This window comes from Streptomyces sp. NPDC014734, from assembly GCF_043083325.1.
In the GTDB taxonomy this organism is placed as follows: Bacteria; Actinomycetota; Actinomycetes; order Streptomycetales; family Streptomycetaceae; genus Streptomyces.
Genome location: NZ_JBIBYN010000003.1, coordinates 191,345 through 207,994 on the forward strand (window position 1 = coordinate 191,345; position 16,650 = coordinate 207,994).

General features: G+C 71.2%; 14 protein-coding genes. 12 read left to right on the plus strand and 2 right to left on the minus strand.

Annotation, left to right across the window (positions count from 1 at the left end):
- Positions 1-95 precede the first annotated feature (95 nt).
- Positions 96-731, minus strand: a complete 636-nt coding sequence (locus ACF1CT_RS07350) for a TetR/AcrR family transcriptional regulator (protein ID WP_391782791.1) — start codon at positions 729-731, stop codon at positions 96-98.
- Between the two features lie 114 nt (positions 732-845).
- Between ACF1CT_RS07350 and ACF1CT_RS07355 the strand changes: the two genes are divergently transcribed.
- The 3 genes from ACF1CT_RS07355 to ACF1CT_RS07365 all read left to right on the plus strand — a co-directional run bounded on the left by ACF1CT_RS07355 (position 846) and on the right by ACF1CT_RS07365 (position 4,937).
- Entirely contained in the window at positions 846-1,787 is a 942-nt protein-coding gene (locus tag ACF1CT_RS07355; protein WP_391782792.1) for an alpha/beta fold hydrolase, read from the plus strand.
- 247 nt (positions 1,788-2,034) lie between these two features.
- Positions 2,035-3,489, plus strand: coding sequence for a hypothetical protein (locus tag ACF1CT_RS07360; protein ID WP_391782793.1), 1,455 nt, complete (start codon positions 2,035-2,037; stop codon positions 3,487-3,489).
- A gap of 248 nt (positions 3,490-3,737) precedes the next feature.
- Complete coding sequence (locus ACF1CT_RS07365; protein WP_391782794.1) at positions 3,738-4,937, plus strand: serine hydrolase domain-containing protein; 1,200 nt, start codon at positions 3,738-3,740, stop codon at positions 4,935-4,937.
- 925 nt (positions 4,938-5,862) lie between these two features.
- Here the strand turns inward: ACF1CT_RS07365 and ACF1CT_RS07370 are convergent.
- Positions 5,863-6,453: an isochorismatase family protein gene (locus tag ACF1CT_RS07370; protein WP_391782795.1), complete on the minus strand. Its 591-nt coding sequence runs from the start codon at positions 6,451-6,453 to the stop codon at positions 5,863-5,865.
- Positions 6,454-7,617: 1,164 nt separating this feature from the next.
- On the opposite strand from ACF1CT_RS07370, the gene ACF1CT_RS07375 reads away from it, so the two are divergent.
- From ACF1CT_RS07375 to ACF1CT_RS07415, 9 genes are all read left to right on the plus strand, one after another.
- Positions 7,618-8,841 carry an ATP-binding protein gene (locus tag ACF1CT_RS07375; protein WP_391782796.1) on the plus strand — a complete coding sequence of 408 codons (1,224 nt, stop codon included), beginning with the start codon at positions 7,618-7,620 and terminating at the stop codon, positions 8,839-8,841.
- A complete protein-coding gene (locus tag ACF1CT_RS07380; RefSeq protein WP_391782797.1) occupies positions 8,838-9,242 on the plus strand; it encodes a roadblock/LC7 domain-containing protein in 405 nt (134 codons plus the stop codon). The genes ACF1CT_RS07375 and ACF1CT_RS07380 overlap by 4 nt, the downstream gene beginning before the upstream one ends.
- A complete protein-coding gene (locus ACF1CT_RS07385) occupies positions 9,239-9,613 on the plus strand; it encodes a DUF742 domain-containing protein (protein ID WP_391782798.1) in 375 nt (124 codons plus the stop codon). The genes ACF1CT_RS07380 and ACF1CT_RS07385 overlap by 4 nt, the downstream gene beginning before the upstream one ends.
- The gene (locus ACF1CT_RS07390; protein WP_391782799.1) at positions 9,588-10,178 is read left to right on the plus strand and encodes an ATP/GTP-binding protein; all 591 of its coding nucleotides are present in this window, start codon (positions 9,588-9,590) and stop codon (positions 10,176-10,178) included. Before ACF1CT_RS07385 ends, ACF1CT_RS07390 begins: the two co-directional genes overlap by 26 nt.
- A gap of 313 nt (positions 10,179-10,491) precedes the next feature.
- Positions 10,492-11,892, plus strand: a complete 1,401-nt coding sequence (locus ACF1CT_RS07395) for a cytochrome P450 (RefSeq protein ID WP_391782800.1) — start codon at positions 10,492-10,494, stop codon at positions 11,890-11,892.
- A 576-nt stretch (positions 11,893-12,468) separates the two neighbouring features.
- Positions 12,469-13,599, plus strand: a complete 1,131-nt coding sequence (locus tag ACF1CT_RS07400) for a cytochrome P450 (RefSeq protein WP_391783060.1) — start codon at positions 12,469-12,471, stop codon at positions 13,597-13,599.
- Entirely contained in the window at positions 13,596-14,420 is an 825-nt protein-coding gene (locus ACF1CT_RS07405) for an enoyl-CoA hydratase/isomerase family protein (RefSeq protein ID WP_391782801.1), read from the plus strand. Before ACF1CT_RS07400 ends, ACF1CT_RS07405 begins: the two co-directional genes overlap by 4 nt.
- Before the next feature lie 194 nt (positions 14,421-14,614).
- Positions 14,615-15,307 carry an RNA polymerase sigma factor gene (locus ACF1CT_RS07410; protein WP_391782802.1) on the plus strand — a complete coding sequence of 231 codons (693 nt, stop codon included), beginning with the start codon at positions 14,615-14,617 and terminating at the stop codon, positions 15,305-15,307.
- On the plus strand, positions 15,304-16,404 hold the full coding sequence (locus ACF1CT_RS07415) for a CU044_5270 family protein (RefSeq protein ID WP_391782803.1): 1,101 nt from the start codon (positions 15,304-15,306) through the stop codon (positions 16,402-16,404). Before ACF1CT_RS07410 ends, ACF1CT_RS07415 begins: the two co-directional genes overlap by 4 nt.
- Positions 16,405-16,650: the final 246 nt, after the last annotated feature.

Genomic DNA, 16,650 nt, shown 5'->3' on the forward strand with positions numbered 1-16,650 from the left:
ATGCGACGCGGCGGGCCCCGTCCACCACCGCATGCGATGCGACGGGCCCCGTCCACCACCGCATGTGATGTGGCCGGCCCCGTCCGCCTGCCGAATCAGATGTGACCGGCTCCGCCCTCCGGTCCTTCGGTGGTCGAGAAGATCCGGTCCAGATGGTGGCGGAGTACCGCGAGGGCCGATTCCGGACTCCGCTGCCCCACCAAGATGCTGGTGCCCATCGTCGCCGTCATGGCGAGGAGGCTGATCGCCTCCGTGCGCGTGGCGGTGGCGGGATCGGTGAGGCCTGACGCCCGGGCCTGTTCGAGCAGCCCGGTCAGGGCGTCCTCCGCGGCATCGGGGTTCTGGAGGAAGGGCTGGGCGGCCAGCGACTCGTCGGTCACGGACAGGATCGAGTAGGAGCTGTAGAGGAGGTGGAAGGTGCGGCCCTCCTCATCGGTCGGCAGGGAAGCCAGCAGCAGCGCCTCGATCGTCGCGCGCGGGCCCGGGTCCGTACCGGCGGCACGGAGGCGGGCGCCCACCCGCTCGGTGAAACGGTCGGTCAGGTGCTGGAGCCCGTGGAAGAGCAGCTTCTCCTTGGTCTCGAAGTAGTACTGGACGAGCCGCAGCGACACACCGGCCTCGGCAGCCACGTCCCGCATGCCGACGGCGTGCAGTCCGCGTCGGCCGGCGACGCGAATGAGCGCATCGGCGATCTGTGCTCGCCGTTCCTCGTGGTCCACGCGCTTCGGCATGTTCTCGTCTTTCCGCCCGTCTGTGAGGGATCAGCCGCGTCTTTTCATGATACCGCCGTATCAACATCATGATACGTTCGTACCACGAAGAACGGATCTCCAGGAGGTGCCACCGTGCCCGCAAACACGCCCCGTGCACGCCGCGACGTCGGCCGTTACGTGAACGACTCCCTGCGCGACCGGTACTTCGCCGCCTGCGACGCGCTCTACGCGTTGGGCGCGCCCGCCCGCTCCGAGACCGACGTGGAGACGAGCTTCGGCACGACGCACGTCTACCGGTACGGCCCGGCCGACCCCGCCGACGAGTCCCGTACCCCAGTGGTGCTGTTCCACGGCGCGGGTGGGTGCTCCGCCCAGTGGTACCCCAATACCGCCGCGCTCGGCGCCGTACGGCCCGTCTACGCGCTCGACACCCCCGGCGACCCGGGCCGCAGTATCCAGCACGAACCCATGTGGCAGCCCGAGCGTGCGGCGCAGTGGATGGATGAGGCCCTCGACGCGCTCGGCCTCGACCGGGTCCACCTCGTCGGCTCCTCCTACGGGGGCTGGCTGGTCATCAACCAGGCGCACCTCCGCCCCGGTCGGCTCGCCTCCGTCACCGCCCTCGACCCCGGCGGCCTGGAGAAGGTGGGGCTGCGCTTCTTCGTGTGGATCTTCGCAAGCCTGTTCGCGACCTTCGCTCCCAAGGCGCTGCGCCCGCGCCTCGCCTCCTGGCTGGAACAGCCGGTGCTCGTCGTTCCCGAACTGCGCGCCATGATCCGGGCGGGCGTCCGCGCCTTCCGGATAAGCCGCCCCGCGCCGCTGCCGCTGTCTGACGAGGAGCTGGGGTCCATCCGGGTGCCCTTCTACCTCGTGATGGGAAGGCGCAGCCTGCTCGTGCACCCGAAGCAACAGTTGGAGCGCGTGCCACGGATCATCCCCGGTGCCCGTGCCGAAATCGTCGCGGCAACCGGCCACGCGCCGCAGATGGACCACCCCGACGAGCTCAATACCAAAATGCTGGGCTTCATGGAGGACGTCGACTCCCTCCCCGTCGACGGCCCGGTCGACGTGTAGACGTACGAGTACCCGGCCCGGTCGACGTGCGGACGGACGGACAGGGGGACAGGCGGACAGGGGGACAGGCGGACAGGCGGACAGGCGGACAGGGGTGGACGGAGGAGCGAAGGGGCGGGCGAGGGCCGTCCCTCGGTTCCTGGTGGATCGACCGGTCACGGTGATGTCACCCCTGTTGTCCGTTCGGTTCCCGGTCGGAGAGGCTGTCGAGCCGGAACGGGAATGATGTGTGAGGGGAACGAAAGTCATGGTCGGAGACAGATCGCGTCTGCACCGGGAGGGTGTGCGCTACTTCCACGCGGTGGAGGACGGGCTGACAGGGGTGTCCGGCCCCGGGGTGCCCGCCGACAACGAGGCCGGAGTGATCGGCTGGGGAACGTCCTGGCGCATGCAGGGGTATCTGATGATGGCCGAACGTACCGGTGATCCCCGGTACGTGGAACGTCTCGCCGAGCTGATCGACAAGGTCCTGGACGCCCGTGACGACGTGCGCGGCATCGAGGACCACCGCGGTCGCAGTCGCCCGGTGTGGAGCACCGCGGGGAAGTTCACCGCCTGCTCCGTCACCGTCCCGGACACCGAGGACCGACCGGCCCTGGACGTGAGCATCTGCCCACCGCACACGCGGAATCTGCTGGTCACCGTGGAGGAGGAGCCCGAGGACCGGTTCTCGCTGACGGTCACCGGTTCCGCGCGCAAGAACGCCTTCGCCGTGGACGGGCTGAGCCTCGACCCCGCTCACGCCCGTCGTGCCGATCTCGCGCTCTACGCGGCGTACGAGCAGCGCAGCGGCGTCACCGCCCGGCTGTTGACGACGGACCGTCGGCGGATTCGTGCCGGCGTGTACACCGCCCGCCCCGCCATGGTGGCGCTCGCCGCACAGACCGGGATGATCGCCTACCCCCTGGCCGGCCTGGTCCGCCTGGGCCGGGAACGGCCCGAAGTGGTCCCGCCGTCCGTCCGTGCCCGGCTGGACGGTTACCTCGATGCCGCGGTGAGTGCCGTCCGTGCCCATGACGAGCAGTGGGGAACCACGAGCGACGGCCGGGGCTTCTATCGCTGGCTGCCCGACGAGCCCGTCTCCTTCGCGGGCGCCGAACTCCCCACCAACGAGTTCCTGGCCATGGGTCGCACTCTGGTCCAGTTGGCCGCGGTGACGGGCGACGAGGAGTTCACCCGGCGTGCCGCCGCGATCGCGCGGTCGCTGCGGGACGACCTGACCGTGACGGACGGTGTGGCGACATGGCCGTACTGGCCGAGTTTCGGCCGGGTGTACCGGGGCTGGTCGGCCACCGGCTCACCGGAGGACGACGGCTCCCTCCACCGGCCGTCGTACGCCGCGGTCACCGTTCCCGAGGACGTCACCCACGCCCTGATAGACATCGACTTCCTCTGCCTCTACCACGGCACTCCCGGCCTGCCACCGGTCTTCACCGAGGCCCAGATGCGTGCCGTGGCCGCCACGTTCACCCGTCACGTCGTCCGACGCCGCCGCCTGAGCACGCGCGTCGTCCACGACGTGGGCGGCAACGGCCGACCGGGCACCGACCGCGAACAGGCCCACGTGGCGGGATGGCTCCCGTTGCGCCAATGGTCCCCGGAGGTCGCCCGCCGCGTACGCGCCGTTCAGCCCACCCTGCCACCGCCGCCGCTGATGGGCGTCGACACCTACTGCGGCGCGCTGCTCGCCCGCTGGGGATGACCGGGCCCGGAGTCGCGGTGCGCACGGGGTGCGTCCCGCGGCCGGGCGACCGGTCGCCGGTCACGTCTCATGCCGCCCCGTTCCTGCCGCCCCGTCGCCTCGCATGCCGTCCCGTCGCGTCGACCGTCAGGGGTTCCTCGGGGCCGGTTCGGGGGTTTCCCCGATGCAGCCAACGACTCGGCTGCCCGAGGATCGGCACAGTGCTCGCACCCTTGTTGCCCATGCTGCCGACCTACCGGAGACATCACATGCGCCGTACCCCGCTCCTCGCCGCGGCGGTTCTGACCGCCACCGCACTGGCATTCGGCGCCGCCGCCCCCGTGCAGGCCGCACAGGGGTCTCCCGGCCCGGACCGCGAGGCGTTGCGGGAGGCGATCGCGGTGCACGCGGGCGACGGCGTCGCCGGCGCCGTGGCGCGCGTGAGTACGGCGGGGCAGACCTGGCACGGCGCTTCCGGAGACCTCGTCACCGGCCGTCCGGTCGACGACGAGGCGCACTTCCGCATCGGCAGCATCGCCAAGACCTTCGAAGCGGTGGTGCTGCTGCAACTCTCCGCGGAGAACCGGGTGGACCTCGACGGGACGGTGCAGCACTATCTGCCGGGCCTGCTGCCGAAGGCGTTCGAGCCCATCACCGTGAGGCAGTTGCTCGACCACACCAGCGGCCTGCCCCAGGACTTCGAAGGCGCTCCCTCGCCGGCCCCGGACGAGGTGATCGACGGCCGGTTCGACTACTACACCTTCGACCAGGTGATCCGGCAGACGCTGCGCCCCACGGACAGGCCCTGGCCCGGCCCTCGTTTCAGTCCCGGCACCAAGCAGGAATACAACTCCTTCGGCTACCGCGTGGCCGGGAGGCTGATCGAAGAACTCACCGGCCACTCCCTCGATCGCGAGATCACCACCCGTGTCCTGGTCCCGCTGAAGATGCGCGACACCTCCGTCCCCGCCCGCAACACACGGATACCCCGCCCGTATCTCCCGGGCTATGTGCCAAACGGCGCGGGCGCACTCGTCGATGTCAACGAACAGGGCGGCAATCCGTCCAGCATGATCTCCACCACCGCCGACCTCGACCGCTTCATCACCGGACTGTTCGACGGCCGCCTGCTGCGCCCCGCCCAGGCCGCCGAACTGCGCGCGCTGCCCCGGGGCGCGGACGGCAGGCCGCTCCCCTACGCGGACGCGTCCAACTGCGCCCTCGGTCCCGACCGGGGTTCGGCCTGCTACAGCATCGGTCTCATGTACTTCCCGCTGCCCGACGGCTCGGTGTTGTGGGGAAAGACGGGGAGCGACCTGGGCTACGGAAGCGGAGTGTTCGCCTCCCCCGACCTGAGCCGTCGTGGCGCCTACGGCGTGGGCACGGCCTCCGCCGACAACGGCGGCGCCACCGCCCTCGGCAGCCGCCTCGCCCTTGCCGCGTTCACCGGCCGCGAGCCTGTCGGGTGACCCTCGGCCGGAAGGCGGACGGGGCAGGGCGCGTGCGATTCCAGGGCGCACGGCACAGGTGGTGGTGGAGGTCGGCCTGCGTGCTGTTGTCCTGACCGTCGTCGGTTTCGCGGTCCGGGCACCGGTGAAGGACTGGTGGCCGGCGCGTGAGGCGTGCGGGATGACGAACGTGGTGGGCGAGAAGCTCGGATGCGGGGGCGAGAAGCTGCCCGCGCCGAAGCACGGGGCAGTTCCGGACACGGGAGCGTACGCACCTCGCGCGCAGGCCAAGGGCACCGCCTGCGACGCTCTCGCCACCACCCGTGTTCCGGAGGAGGGGCGTGACGGGCAGGTCCGTATCGCCGTCGCCGACGGCGGAGTCGTCGGACGCTGCACCCTTCGCGAAGGATCAGGTGCGACGCGGGAACTGCGCGAATCCGCGGCTGCCGCCGGAGCCGTGAGACGCCTGCCCGCAGGATGTCGTGATCCGGGGCGGGCGACCGGCTCCGGCGAACGCCGGGTGGACCGGCGGCGTGGGGCAGCCGACGGCCCACGCTCGGGGTCGTTCCGTGCCGAACATGTTCTCCTGCCTCTGCCCTTTTCTCTCCTCCCTCTTCCCTCCTCCCTCTTCTCTCTGCCCTCTTCCCTCTGCCGGACTGCGGAATGGAGCGACGAACGACCGCCTCACCGATTCGTCGGGCGGACGAGTTCGAGTCGGGCGGACGGGTTCGATTCGGCATGCTCCGCGACAGGGAAATCCATGCAGCGAGATCTCTGACGGATCGATGCGCGAGATCAAGGCTCCCGAATTCTCGGGCGCTCCGTCCCCGGGAGGGATCGGAAGAGAAACCCTTCGCCGGGCCTCGGCGTCCGCTTCACATGAACGCGCGGTCGTTGGGCGAGTACGGCGACGGACGACTTCTTCGGCGCTCCGGGCGCTCCCGACTCAGGCGATGACGACCGGCTCGCCGCTCAGCGCGACGCCCGCCCGGCGGAGTTCGCTCATCGCGGTGGTGGTGGAGTCGGCGGCGACACCGGCGGTGTAGTCGAGCAGGACCCGGACCGCGAAGCCCGCCCGGACGCCGTCCAGCGCGGTGGCCTTGACACAGTGATCCGTGGCGATCCCGACTACGTCGAGTTCGGTGACGTCGTGGGCGCGCAGCCAGTCGGCGAGCGATGTGCCGTCCTCCGCCGCACCCTCGAAGCCGCTCTTCGACGCGGAGTGGGCGCCCTTGCAGAAAATCTCGTCCACGGCCCCGACTTCGACGGCGGGGGCGAAGTTCGGATGGAATTCCGCACCTTCGCCCCCGACGACACAGTGCACGGGAAAGGAGTCCACGAAGTCCGGGTGTTCGGAGAAATGCGCACCCGGGTCGATGTGATGGTCGCGGGTGGCGACAATGTGCGCATACCCGCCGTCACCGCGTCGGACCAGGTCGGCGATGGCCACGGCGCGATCGGCGCCGCCTTTCACCGGGACGCTGCCGCCCTCGCAGAAGTCCTTCTGCACATCGACGACAATCAGCGCACGACTCACGGGTATTCCCTTTCCTCGGGGTGGAACCATTCGCCTGCGTATGGTTCCGTCTCCGGTGGTTCCCGGCGGCGGGGCGCGACGGGGCGTGGTGGCGGAACGTGTCGCCATTCACCCGATCGGTGCGGCGAGGAGCGGGTATTCGGCGCGCCGGGTCCGGCCCCTGGCGGGACGCCCCACGAGGCCCGGCGCCCCCGATCGCCCCGGACCGCATGCGGTGGGCACCATGGCGGCGATCCGGGCCGCGGTGGCTGCTGCGGTGACGGTGATCGGCCGTGACAGGGCTGGGGCCGGGTGGAGCGACGCCGACACGTTCCCCGGGCTGTGCCGGGACCGGCTCGCCGACGGCGACCACGGGGTGCCGCAGGCCGCCCACCCGGAGCGCTGTCCCGCCATCCCGGCATCCCGGCATCCCGGCATCCCGGCATCCCGGCATCCCGGCGGACGATCGCGGACGGCTCCGAGCCCGCGCGGTGTGACCCGGATCACCGGAATCACTGAGGTCACAGGAATCACTGAGGTCACAGGATCACCGGGGCAGGGTCCCGTGCCTCTCCACGCCCCTCCCCTCCTGTCCCCCTCCTGGCCCCCGCGTCGGAGCCATGGCCTCCCGCGCCGGAGCGGCGGCCTTCCCGCTCCCGTCGTGCGACCGGCGCGGCACACGCCCCGCCTCGCGACGCGGCGACGGCCCGATTCGGCCAGGCCCCCGGGCCGCGCCCCCGCACCGCTCCCGGCCGCGCGGCGCCGGTGCGAAGGCAGGGCCCGGACCGGTTCCCGCCGGGCGCCGGAGGGGTCGCGGCCCCGACCAGCACGCCCCCGCCGGGGACGCTGCGCGCCACTGAATTTCCGTCACATTCCCGTGAACATTCCCGCCCGTTACCGAAGGCGGCACGGGCCAGGGTTTCGGTGCCGGATGTGAACATTCCGCGCCAAAAGTGCAACTGGCATGCCCGTCTTGACAATTACCCAACAGGCCGATGCTAAGATCATCTTACTTCCAGTGGGCTGATGGCATGTGGGGGCATTCCGGAAGGAATGAATTCCTCGGCCCCGTTTTCGGAGGGGCCTTCCCCCCGTGACCCAAGCCGCGGCTCGACCAGCCCGGCGCAGGGGCACATGAGGGAGAGTCAAGCCGCTTTCCCAGCCATGGCACTTGAAGTGAGTCTCATGACATTTGTACAGGGCCCGCTCCTCTGGGCGCTGATTGTCGTAGCACTGGTCGCCGTCGGTGCCGTCCTGCGGGCTCGCAAGACCAACATCGGTCTGCGCAGACAGAACTCCCAACTCCGCGGCGAGCGCGATGCGCTGCAACGGCAACGCGACGAACTGCACGCCGCCCACACCAGCCTGTCGCATCGTCAGGCATCGGAGATGGCAGAGGTCCGCAAGGACGCCGAGGAGGAGACCAAGGCCGTCCTCAAGGCCGCCGTCCGTACGCTCCAGGGGCTCGCGGACGAACAGCAGGTGGTCGTCGAGAACGCGCAGAAGAAGCACGGCGACGACCCCGACATGCTCGCCGACCTGATGGCGATCGACCATGCCAACAGCCAGTTCGGCCGCCGGGCCCAGGGCATCGCGGTGCTCTGCGGCGGCTGGCTCGGCCGCCGGGAGACCGTGGCCTCCGTCTTCGACGTGGCGCGCAGCGCCCAGGGCCGCATCCGCCAGTTCGACCGTGTCCGGGTCAATGGGCAGGTCAACTTCTCGGTGGTCAGCAAGGCCGTGGAGCCGGTGGCGGTGGTCCTCGCCGAACTGCTGGCCAACGCCACCAACTACTCGGCCCCCGGCACCCCGGTCGAGATCAACATCCAGGCCGTGCCGAAGGGCGTCTGCCTGATCGTCGACGACGCGGGGCTCGGCATGGGCCAGGAGGAGAAGGACCGCGCGGCGGCCCTCCTCGCGCCCCAGGCCGCGATCAGCGTCTCCAGCCTGGGCATTCCGCCGCAGTTCGGATTCGCCGTCTCCGGTGTACTTGCCGCCCGCTACGGCTTCAGGGTCTCGGTGGACTCCGTGTCCCCCTACGGAGGTGTACGCGCGGTGGTCCTGCTGCCCGATGAACTGCTCACCACCGACGCGCCCGTACCCGCACCGGCCCCGGTCGCCCACGACGCGGGCGTGTCGACACTGCCCCGCCGCCAGGAGCCCGCGCCGGCCCCGACCCCGCTGTTCCCACCGCCTCAGCAGCCGGCCCCCGCCGCGCACTCCCCGGCACCCTTCACCACCGCGGGCGGCCTGCCCAAGCGTCGTCGCAAGAGCCCGGTGTCCGCGGTGCCTTCGGCCGAACCCGCGCCGGTGCGCAGCAACGAGGAAACCGCCTCCCGCCTGGGCGCGTTCCAGCGTGGAACCCGGTCCGGACGTGACATGACGACGATGGAAGGACCCGAGATCCAGTGAACCCCGATCTTTCCTGGGTGCTCAACGATGTGCTCCAGGTACCCGGCGCGCGGCATGCGATCCTCGTCTCCGCCGACGGTCTGCTGCTGGCCAACTCCAGCGAGATCGGACGGGACGACGCGGAGACCGTGGCGGCGGCGATGAGTTCCATGCAGTCGCTGAGCCGGGCCGTCGCGCCGTTCATCGGGGCGCAGACCCCGGGCCGCTGGCGCCAGACGCTCCTGGAGTACGAGCAGGGCTGGATCTTCCTGATCGCCGCCGGCTCCGGCGCCTACCTGGCTGCCGCCGCCGCGGCGGACGTGGACATGGAGGCAATGTCGTTCCGCATGCAGCAGCAGGTCACCGCGCTGGGGAAGGCGATGACCACGCCTCCCCGCCTGAACGCGGGCAGCGGCATATGACGGCGCCGGGCGAGGAGCAGTCGGTCAACAGCGGGTTCGTCAGGTCCTACGTCATCACCGGGGGCCGCGGCCTGCCCGACGCGCACGGGCTGTCCCTGGTCACCCTCGTCACCATCGCCCCCGACCGGCAACGGCCCCCGAACCAGAGCCCCGAGGTCCGGGCGATCTGGGACCTGTGCTCGGGCGGCTACCTGTCGGTGGCCGAGGTCGCGGGACGCCTGGAGCTGCCGGTGGGGGTCGCCAGGCTGCTGCTCAACGATTTAGCGGAACAAGGTCACCTGATGCGCCGCAAGGCGCCGCCGCCGGCTCAGCTCGTTGACAGGAAGATCCTCGAAGAGGTGTTGCATGGACTCCACGTCCGGTTCGGCTGAGAACATCTACGTCTCGGACGCGGTCCGGCGTGCGGCGAAGATCCTCGTCGTCGGACACTTCGCGGTGGGCAAGACGACGCTCATCGGCACCCTCTCCGAGATCACTCCGCTGCGCACCGAGGAGCGGATGACACAGGCGGGGGCGCACGTCGACGACCTGCGCGGTGCGCCCGACAAGGTCACCACGACGGTCGCGCTGGACTTCGGCCGACTGACCCTCAGCGACGAACTGGTGCTGTATCTGTTCGGCACACCGGGCCAGCAGCGCTTCGTCGAGCTGTGGGAGGACATGGCGCGCGGCTCGCTCGGCGCGCTGCTCCTCGTCGACCCCGCCCGGCTCGCCGACACCTTTCCGGTGATCGACCTGGTCGAGACGTACGGCCTGGAGTACGCGGTCGCGGTCAACAGCTTCGACCCGTACTCCCGGCACGCGGAGGAGGAGCTGCGCGAGGCGCTCGACCTGCTGCCGGACACCCCGGTCGTGTACTGCGACGCCCGGGACGAGAAGTCGTCCGCGCAGGCCCTGATCACCCTGGTCCGGCACCTCCTCGCGCGCGTGGCCTGACCGGGCACCGGCCGACCCGGCCGACCCGGCCGGCCGGTCGTCGGTCCCGCGGCCGGTCCGTCGCACGGTGCCGCGACGGCCGGCCGCACGGTGCATCGACGGGTCGGTCGTCGGTGCCGTGACGGGTCGGCCGCGCGCCGTCGGCCCGGCGGGCCCGCCCGCGCCGCCCGGCCCGTCGCGCACGGTGGTGCGGCCCCGCCCCGTCCACCGTTCCGCCGCTCCGTCATCATCTGCGGTACGGGTGGCCCGAACCGCCCGTCTCCGTCCCCCGTTCGGGTCCCGCGGGCCCGCGATCACATCGAGGAATCAACACATGGACTCGTCTCCGGGAACCAGCCCGTACAGCGCCCCCACCGGGTGCCCGATGCACGGTGAGCGGCAGACGTCGCTCTACGGGCCCGAGTTCGCGTCCGATCCGCGGCGCGTGTACGACGCGTTCCGGGCACACGGACCCGCTGCCCCGATCGAGCTGGCCCCCGGGGTGGAGGCCACCCTGGTCGTACAGCACGAGGCCGCGCTCCGGGTGCTGCAGAACCCGTCGTACTTCGCCCGGGACTCGCGGCGGTGGGCGGCGCTCCGGGAGGGACGCATCGCGCTCGACAGCCCGGTGCTGCCCATGATGGCGTACCGCCCCAACTGCCTGTTCACGGACGGCACCGAGCACCTGCGGCTGCGCAAGGCGGTCACCGAGAGCCTGAGCCGTCTCAACACCACACGGCTCAGCCGGGACGTCGAGCGGATCGCCGACTACCTGATCGACCAGTTCATCGAGCGCGGCTCCGCGGACCTGCTGGGCGACTACGCCAAGCTGCTGCCGCTGCTGCTGTTCAACCAGCTGTTCGGCTGCCCCGGCGACATCGGCGACCGGCTCACCCGCAGCATGTCGGCGATCTTCGACGGCGAGGACGTGCTGCGGGCCAACACGGAGCTGACGGAGTGCCTGATGGAGCTTGTCGCGCTCAAGCGGCGGCAGCCCGGCGAGGACATAACCTCTTGGCTCATCCAGCACCCGGCGGGCCTGCGGGACGAGGAGCTCAAGGACCAGCTCGTCATGCTGATGGGCGCGGGCGTCGAGCCGGAACGCAACCTCATCGCCAACGCCCTGCTCCTCCTGCTGTCCGAGGACTCCGGGAGCTCGCAGCGCCGCGGTGCCGGAATGCTCGTCGAGGACGCCCTCGACGACGTGCTGTGGAACAACCCGCCGATCGCCAACTACGCGACGCACTTCCCGGTCCAGGACATCGACCTGGGCGGCGTGACGCTGAAGGCGGACACCCCCGTACTGATCAGTTTCGCCGCGGCGAACAGCGACCCGGCACTCACCGACGCCCGCCAGACCCTGAGCAAGGGCGCGCACCTGGCCTGGGGCGCCGGTCCGCACGTCTGCCCGGCGAAGTCCCCGGCCCAGCTCATCGCCCTCACCGCGATCGAGAAGGTCCTCAACAGCGTGCCGGACCTGTCCCTCGCCGTCCCTGCCTCCGGCGTCGAGTGGCGGCCGGGGCCGTTCCACCGCGCCCTGGTGGCGCTGCCGGTCCGGTTCAGCCCGAGCGCCCCGCGGCGCGCCGCGCACGTCGCGAGCCCGGCCGGCGCGGCCCCCGCCCCCTCCCGTGTCACCGCCTCCGAGGGCGCCCCGACCGCGCGCCACGACGCCGCGGAGCCGCAGCGGAAGACCAAGGGCTGGTGGAGCTCCTTCCTGGACGTCTTCCGCGTGTGACGTCGGATGCGACAGCAGTGTCGCGTCGGATGTGTCGTCGGGCATGACATCGAATGGGTCGTCGGGTAGGGCGTCGGATGCGACATCGGGTGCCGCGTCGGATACGGCATCGGATGTCGCGTCGGATGTCGCAACGGATGTGTCGTCGGGTATGACATCCGACGTGTCGTCGGGTGTGACTTGGATGTGACATCAGGTGTGACATTGCGTGTGAGCACAGACCGATATCGATTCCGGATACGGGTTCTGATGAACAGTGACCGAAATCGTGCGGCTTTTACTCATAACTCGCCTTGTACAGAAAGGAACTTGAGTATCGATCGGCATATGACAAGGGGTCACCGGGGCATTTCTCTGTGATAGGGACAACAGGGATCGACGCTTGGCAGCGATATACGGAGGGGTAGGTTCTGGCCGTAACTACCATGAGCCCCGATCAAGGAACGCTGCGTGAGCGCTGCAAGTGGCACCGAACGGCCCGCCGACGACCGCCGTGCCCTCATCTCCCTCCTACGCCGCCTCAAATCGCCGGAGGGGCAGGCCGATCCCTACGGCCTGCTGGCCGAGCTGAGATCCATGGGGGACGTCGTACGCGCTCCCTGGGACGCGTACTTCGTCACGGGCTACGACACGTGCAGCGAGGTGCTCCGCGGCCGCGACTGGCTCGCTCCGGACTTCGCCTGGCAGGAACGCCAGGCGGACACCGAGCGCTGGAACGCGGTCGCCACCCGGGAGATGACCAAGACGCTCTCCCGCCTCAACGCGCCCGAGCACACCTGCCAGCGCCGCAGCCTCGGCAACCTCTTCGACCGCTCCACCATCCAGCGGCTGACCCCGCAGGTGGAGGAGCACGTCACGCGCCTGCTCGACGAACTCGCCGACAAGCTGCGCTGGGGCGAGGCCGACCTCGTCAGCACGGTCAGCGAACAGCTCCCGATCAGCACCATCGGCTCCTGGCTGGGCATCCCGCCCGAGGACTACCCGCACATCCTGGATATCACCCACAACCAGGTGCACGCCCAGGAGCTGCTCCCCACCCGGAGCGAGCTCAACGTCTCCGCGGAGGCGACCCTGCGGCTGCGCGCGTACTTCACCGAGCTGCTGCGGGAGCGTCGCGCGAACCCCGGCAACGATGTCCTGACCGGATGGATCCACCACTGGGACGCGGCGGAGCCGGACCGCGAGAAGGCCGACGAGATCCTCTACCGCCTCACCATGTTCGTCACCATCGCCTCGCTGGAGACCACTGCGACGCTGCTGTCGGCCATGGTGGGGCTGCTGGCCGGTGAACCCGGCCGGTGGGAGTGGCTCGCCGGGCACCCCGGACACATCGACGCCGCCGTCGACGAGGTCCTGCGCTACGACCCGCCCATCCAGATCAACACCAGGATCGCCGCCGAGGACACCGTGCTGGCGGGCGTCCCGATCCCGAAGGACAGCATGGTCCACGTGCTGTACGGGGCCGCCAACCACGACCCGCGGCGCAACGAGGACCCGGACGCCTTCGACGTCGAGCGCGGCGGCACCCACCTCACCTTCGGCGGCGGCGTCCACTACTGCCTGGGCGCGGCACTGGCCCGGCTGGAGGCGCGCGCGCTCCTCACTCAGCTACTGAAACGTTTCCCCACCTTGCGGGTCACGACACCGCCCACCTACGCCTCCCGTCTGGTCTTCCGGCGCGTGATCTCGATGGGCGTGTCGATATGAAGCTCTCGCTCGCCGACCGGCTGTCCGCGCGCATGCGCTCCCGTACCGTGCGCACCCTGCGCGAGGGCCCGGTCCTGCGCGTGGAACTGAACTGCCCCGCCTCCGGCAACGCCGTCACCGAGGCGATGCTGGACGACCTGCTGGCGGTGCTCGCGGTGCCCGACCCGGACGTCCGGGTGCTGGTGCTCAGCGGGGCCGGCGACGACTTCTGCCTCGGCGGCGACCGCAACGAGTTCGCCGACTGGCTCGACGAGGACCCCACCGGGCGGGGCATCCGGGTCGCCGGCGACAAGGCCCGTCGGGTCTGCGAGGCGCTCTCGGCCGGTCAGGCCGTCACCATCGCCCGGATCCAGGGCAGGGCGATCGGCGCGGGGCTGGCCCTGGCGCTCGCCTGCGACCTGCGGGTCGGCGCCGACACCTCCGGCTTCCGGCTGCCGGAACTGGCCCTCGGACTGCCCACCGCCTGGGGCGGGGTGCTGCCGCGGCTGATCCACGAGGTCGGCGCCGCACGCACCCGCGAACTGATCCTGACCGGGCGCGCCTTCGACGCCGAGGAGGCGCGCGAGCTGTCGGTCCTCCAGCGCGTCGTGCCCGAGGACGAACTCGACGCCGCCGTCACCGCCTGGGCCAAGCCCCTCGTGCGCCGCCCGGAGGCCGCGTTGCGGGTCACGAAGGCCCTGCTCAACTCGTACGCCGCCCCGACCCGGCTGGCCGATCCCGCCGTCCTGGACGCGGAACTGATGGCCACCGTCGCCGCCGCGACCCGTCGGCCGCGGCACACCGGGGGGAACGCGGCGGGCGCCGCACCGGGGACGGTCTGAGTCCGGCCGCGCCGCCCGTACCGGACCCGCCGCCCGTACCGCCGACGCCCGCACCGGACCCACCGCCCGCGCCCGCCGCCCGCGCCCGCACCCGTCGCCCGCACCGGAAACCCATCACCCGCGCCGCCCGTACCGCCCGCGTCTGTGACGCGGGTCACGGGAACCTCTCTCGGGGTGCCGGACAGCCGAGAGAGGTGAGCACACATATACGTACCCGGATACGGGCCGGGGAGCCCGGCGCGTTCGCGGAGCTCTTCGACGGCTGTGCCCGCTCGGTGTACAACCACGCGTTCCGGCTGACCGCCGACTGGGCGACGGCGGAGGACGTGATGGCCGCGACGTTCATGGAGGCGTGGCGGCTGCGCGAACGGGTCGACCCGGAGGGCGGCTCGTTGCGTCCCTGGCTGCTGGGCATCGCCACCAACATCGCGCGCAACCAGACCAGGAGCAACCGGCGCTACCGGGCGGCGGCCTCCGCCGCGGCCCGTGCCGAGACGGCGGTGCCCGACCACGCGGAGGAGGTCGCGGGCCGGGTCGACGACCGGCGGCGCCTGGCAGCCGCGCTCACCGCACTGGCCATGCTGCGAAGGCCCGAACGCGAGGTCCTGACCCTCTGTCTGTGGGAGGGCATGGGGTACGCGGCAGCCGCCGAGGTGCTCGGGGTCCCGGTCGGCACGGTCCGGTCCCGGCTCTCCCGGGCCCGCGCCAAGCTGCGCGGACTCGTCGGCACCGCACGGCCCGGCCTCCGGCCGGACGACGGCACCTCGAAGTCACGGCCCACGGCGTTCGAACCGACCGGACCGGATCGGGAACCCATGACAGCTCGCGGACAGGTAGGGGGAGACCGCCGATCCGCGGTCCGGCCCGCACAGGGAGGAATCCGATGAACACGGACCGGTGCCGGCGGAACCCGGCCGAACGGGGGGAGGGCGCGCCCGTGCTCCCGCCGACCGAACGCGATCTGCCGACGGGCCGTCACCAGTTCCACAAGGAGCGTCTGATGGCACAGATCCACCGGGAAGCGCAGCGGGAGGAGCGGCGGGGCACCCGCACCCACGGGACGACCGCCGCCGTGCCCGCGGCACGGCGCCTCATGCCGCGGCACCGCCTGATCGCCCTGCCCGCGATCGCCTGCGCCCTGGCCGGGGCCGTTCTCGTGGGCAACGCCGTGTTCGGCTCCCGCGGCGGGGACGGGGGCGTCACCGGGGGGCCGGTCCTGACCACGCCGGTCGGCGAGGCGAGCTCCGAGGGCGTGCCCCAGCTGCTCGACCGGATCTCGCTGGCGGCGGCCTCGACGACCGACCCGAAGAAGGGCCAGTACGTCTACATCGAGTCGAGGACGGCCGACAGCTACGAGAAGATCGTCGGCGGCACATCCGCTCTGGCCGCCGACAAGCTGCACCCGCGTCAGATCTGGAAGTCCCTGGACGGCACCAAGGGCTGGCTGATCGACCCGGCCGTCAGCGACAGCCCCGAGGGCGAGACGCTGAGCCTCCCCGACGAACGGGGCGACACCCCGGTGGCCACCCTGAACGGTCCGTCGTACGACTACCTCGCCCAGCTGACCACCGACCCCGACGCACTGTTGAAGAAGATCTACGCGGAGACGAAGGGCCGGGGCAGCACCCCCGATCAGGAGGCCTTCACCACCATCGGCGACCTGCTCGGCGAGAGCTACCCGCCGGCCGCGCTGTACTCCGCCCTGTTCAAGGCCGCCGCGAAGATCCCCGGGGTCGTCGTGGTGGACGACGCGGTGGACGCGGCGGGCCGGCACGGGGTGGCGGTGGCCCGGCTGGACGAGACGAGCGGCGAGCGCATGGAGTGGATCTTCGACCGGAAGACCCATGTCTTCCTGGGCGAACGCAGTGTCCAGGTCCGGGACGACGGCGGCGTCGTCAAGCGCGGCACGGTGACCCACACCAGCGCCGTCCTGAAGCGGGCCGTCGTCGACGGCCTCGGGCAGCTGCCGGGCGACGCCGGCTGAGAACGGTCCGGGGCACCGACCGGGCGGCTCCGGGCGGTGCCCGGCCGTCCTCGGTCGGCGCGGGACACCGACCGCCGTCCCCGGAAGCCGACCTGGGAGGACTGCTCCCCCGACCGGGGGATGACATGACGTGCTCCCGCGGTCCTGTGCGAGGGGGAGGGCGGGCGCCGTTCGTACTGCAGCGACAGTACGCGGGACTCCATGCAGGTGGACGACGACGATGACGCCCCCGGCCACGAAGGATTG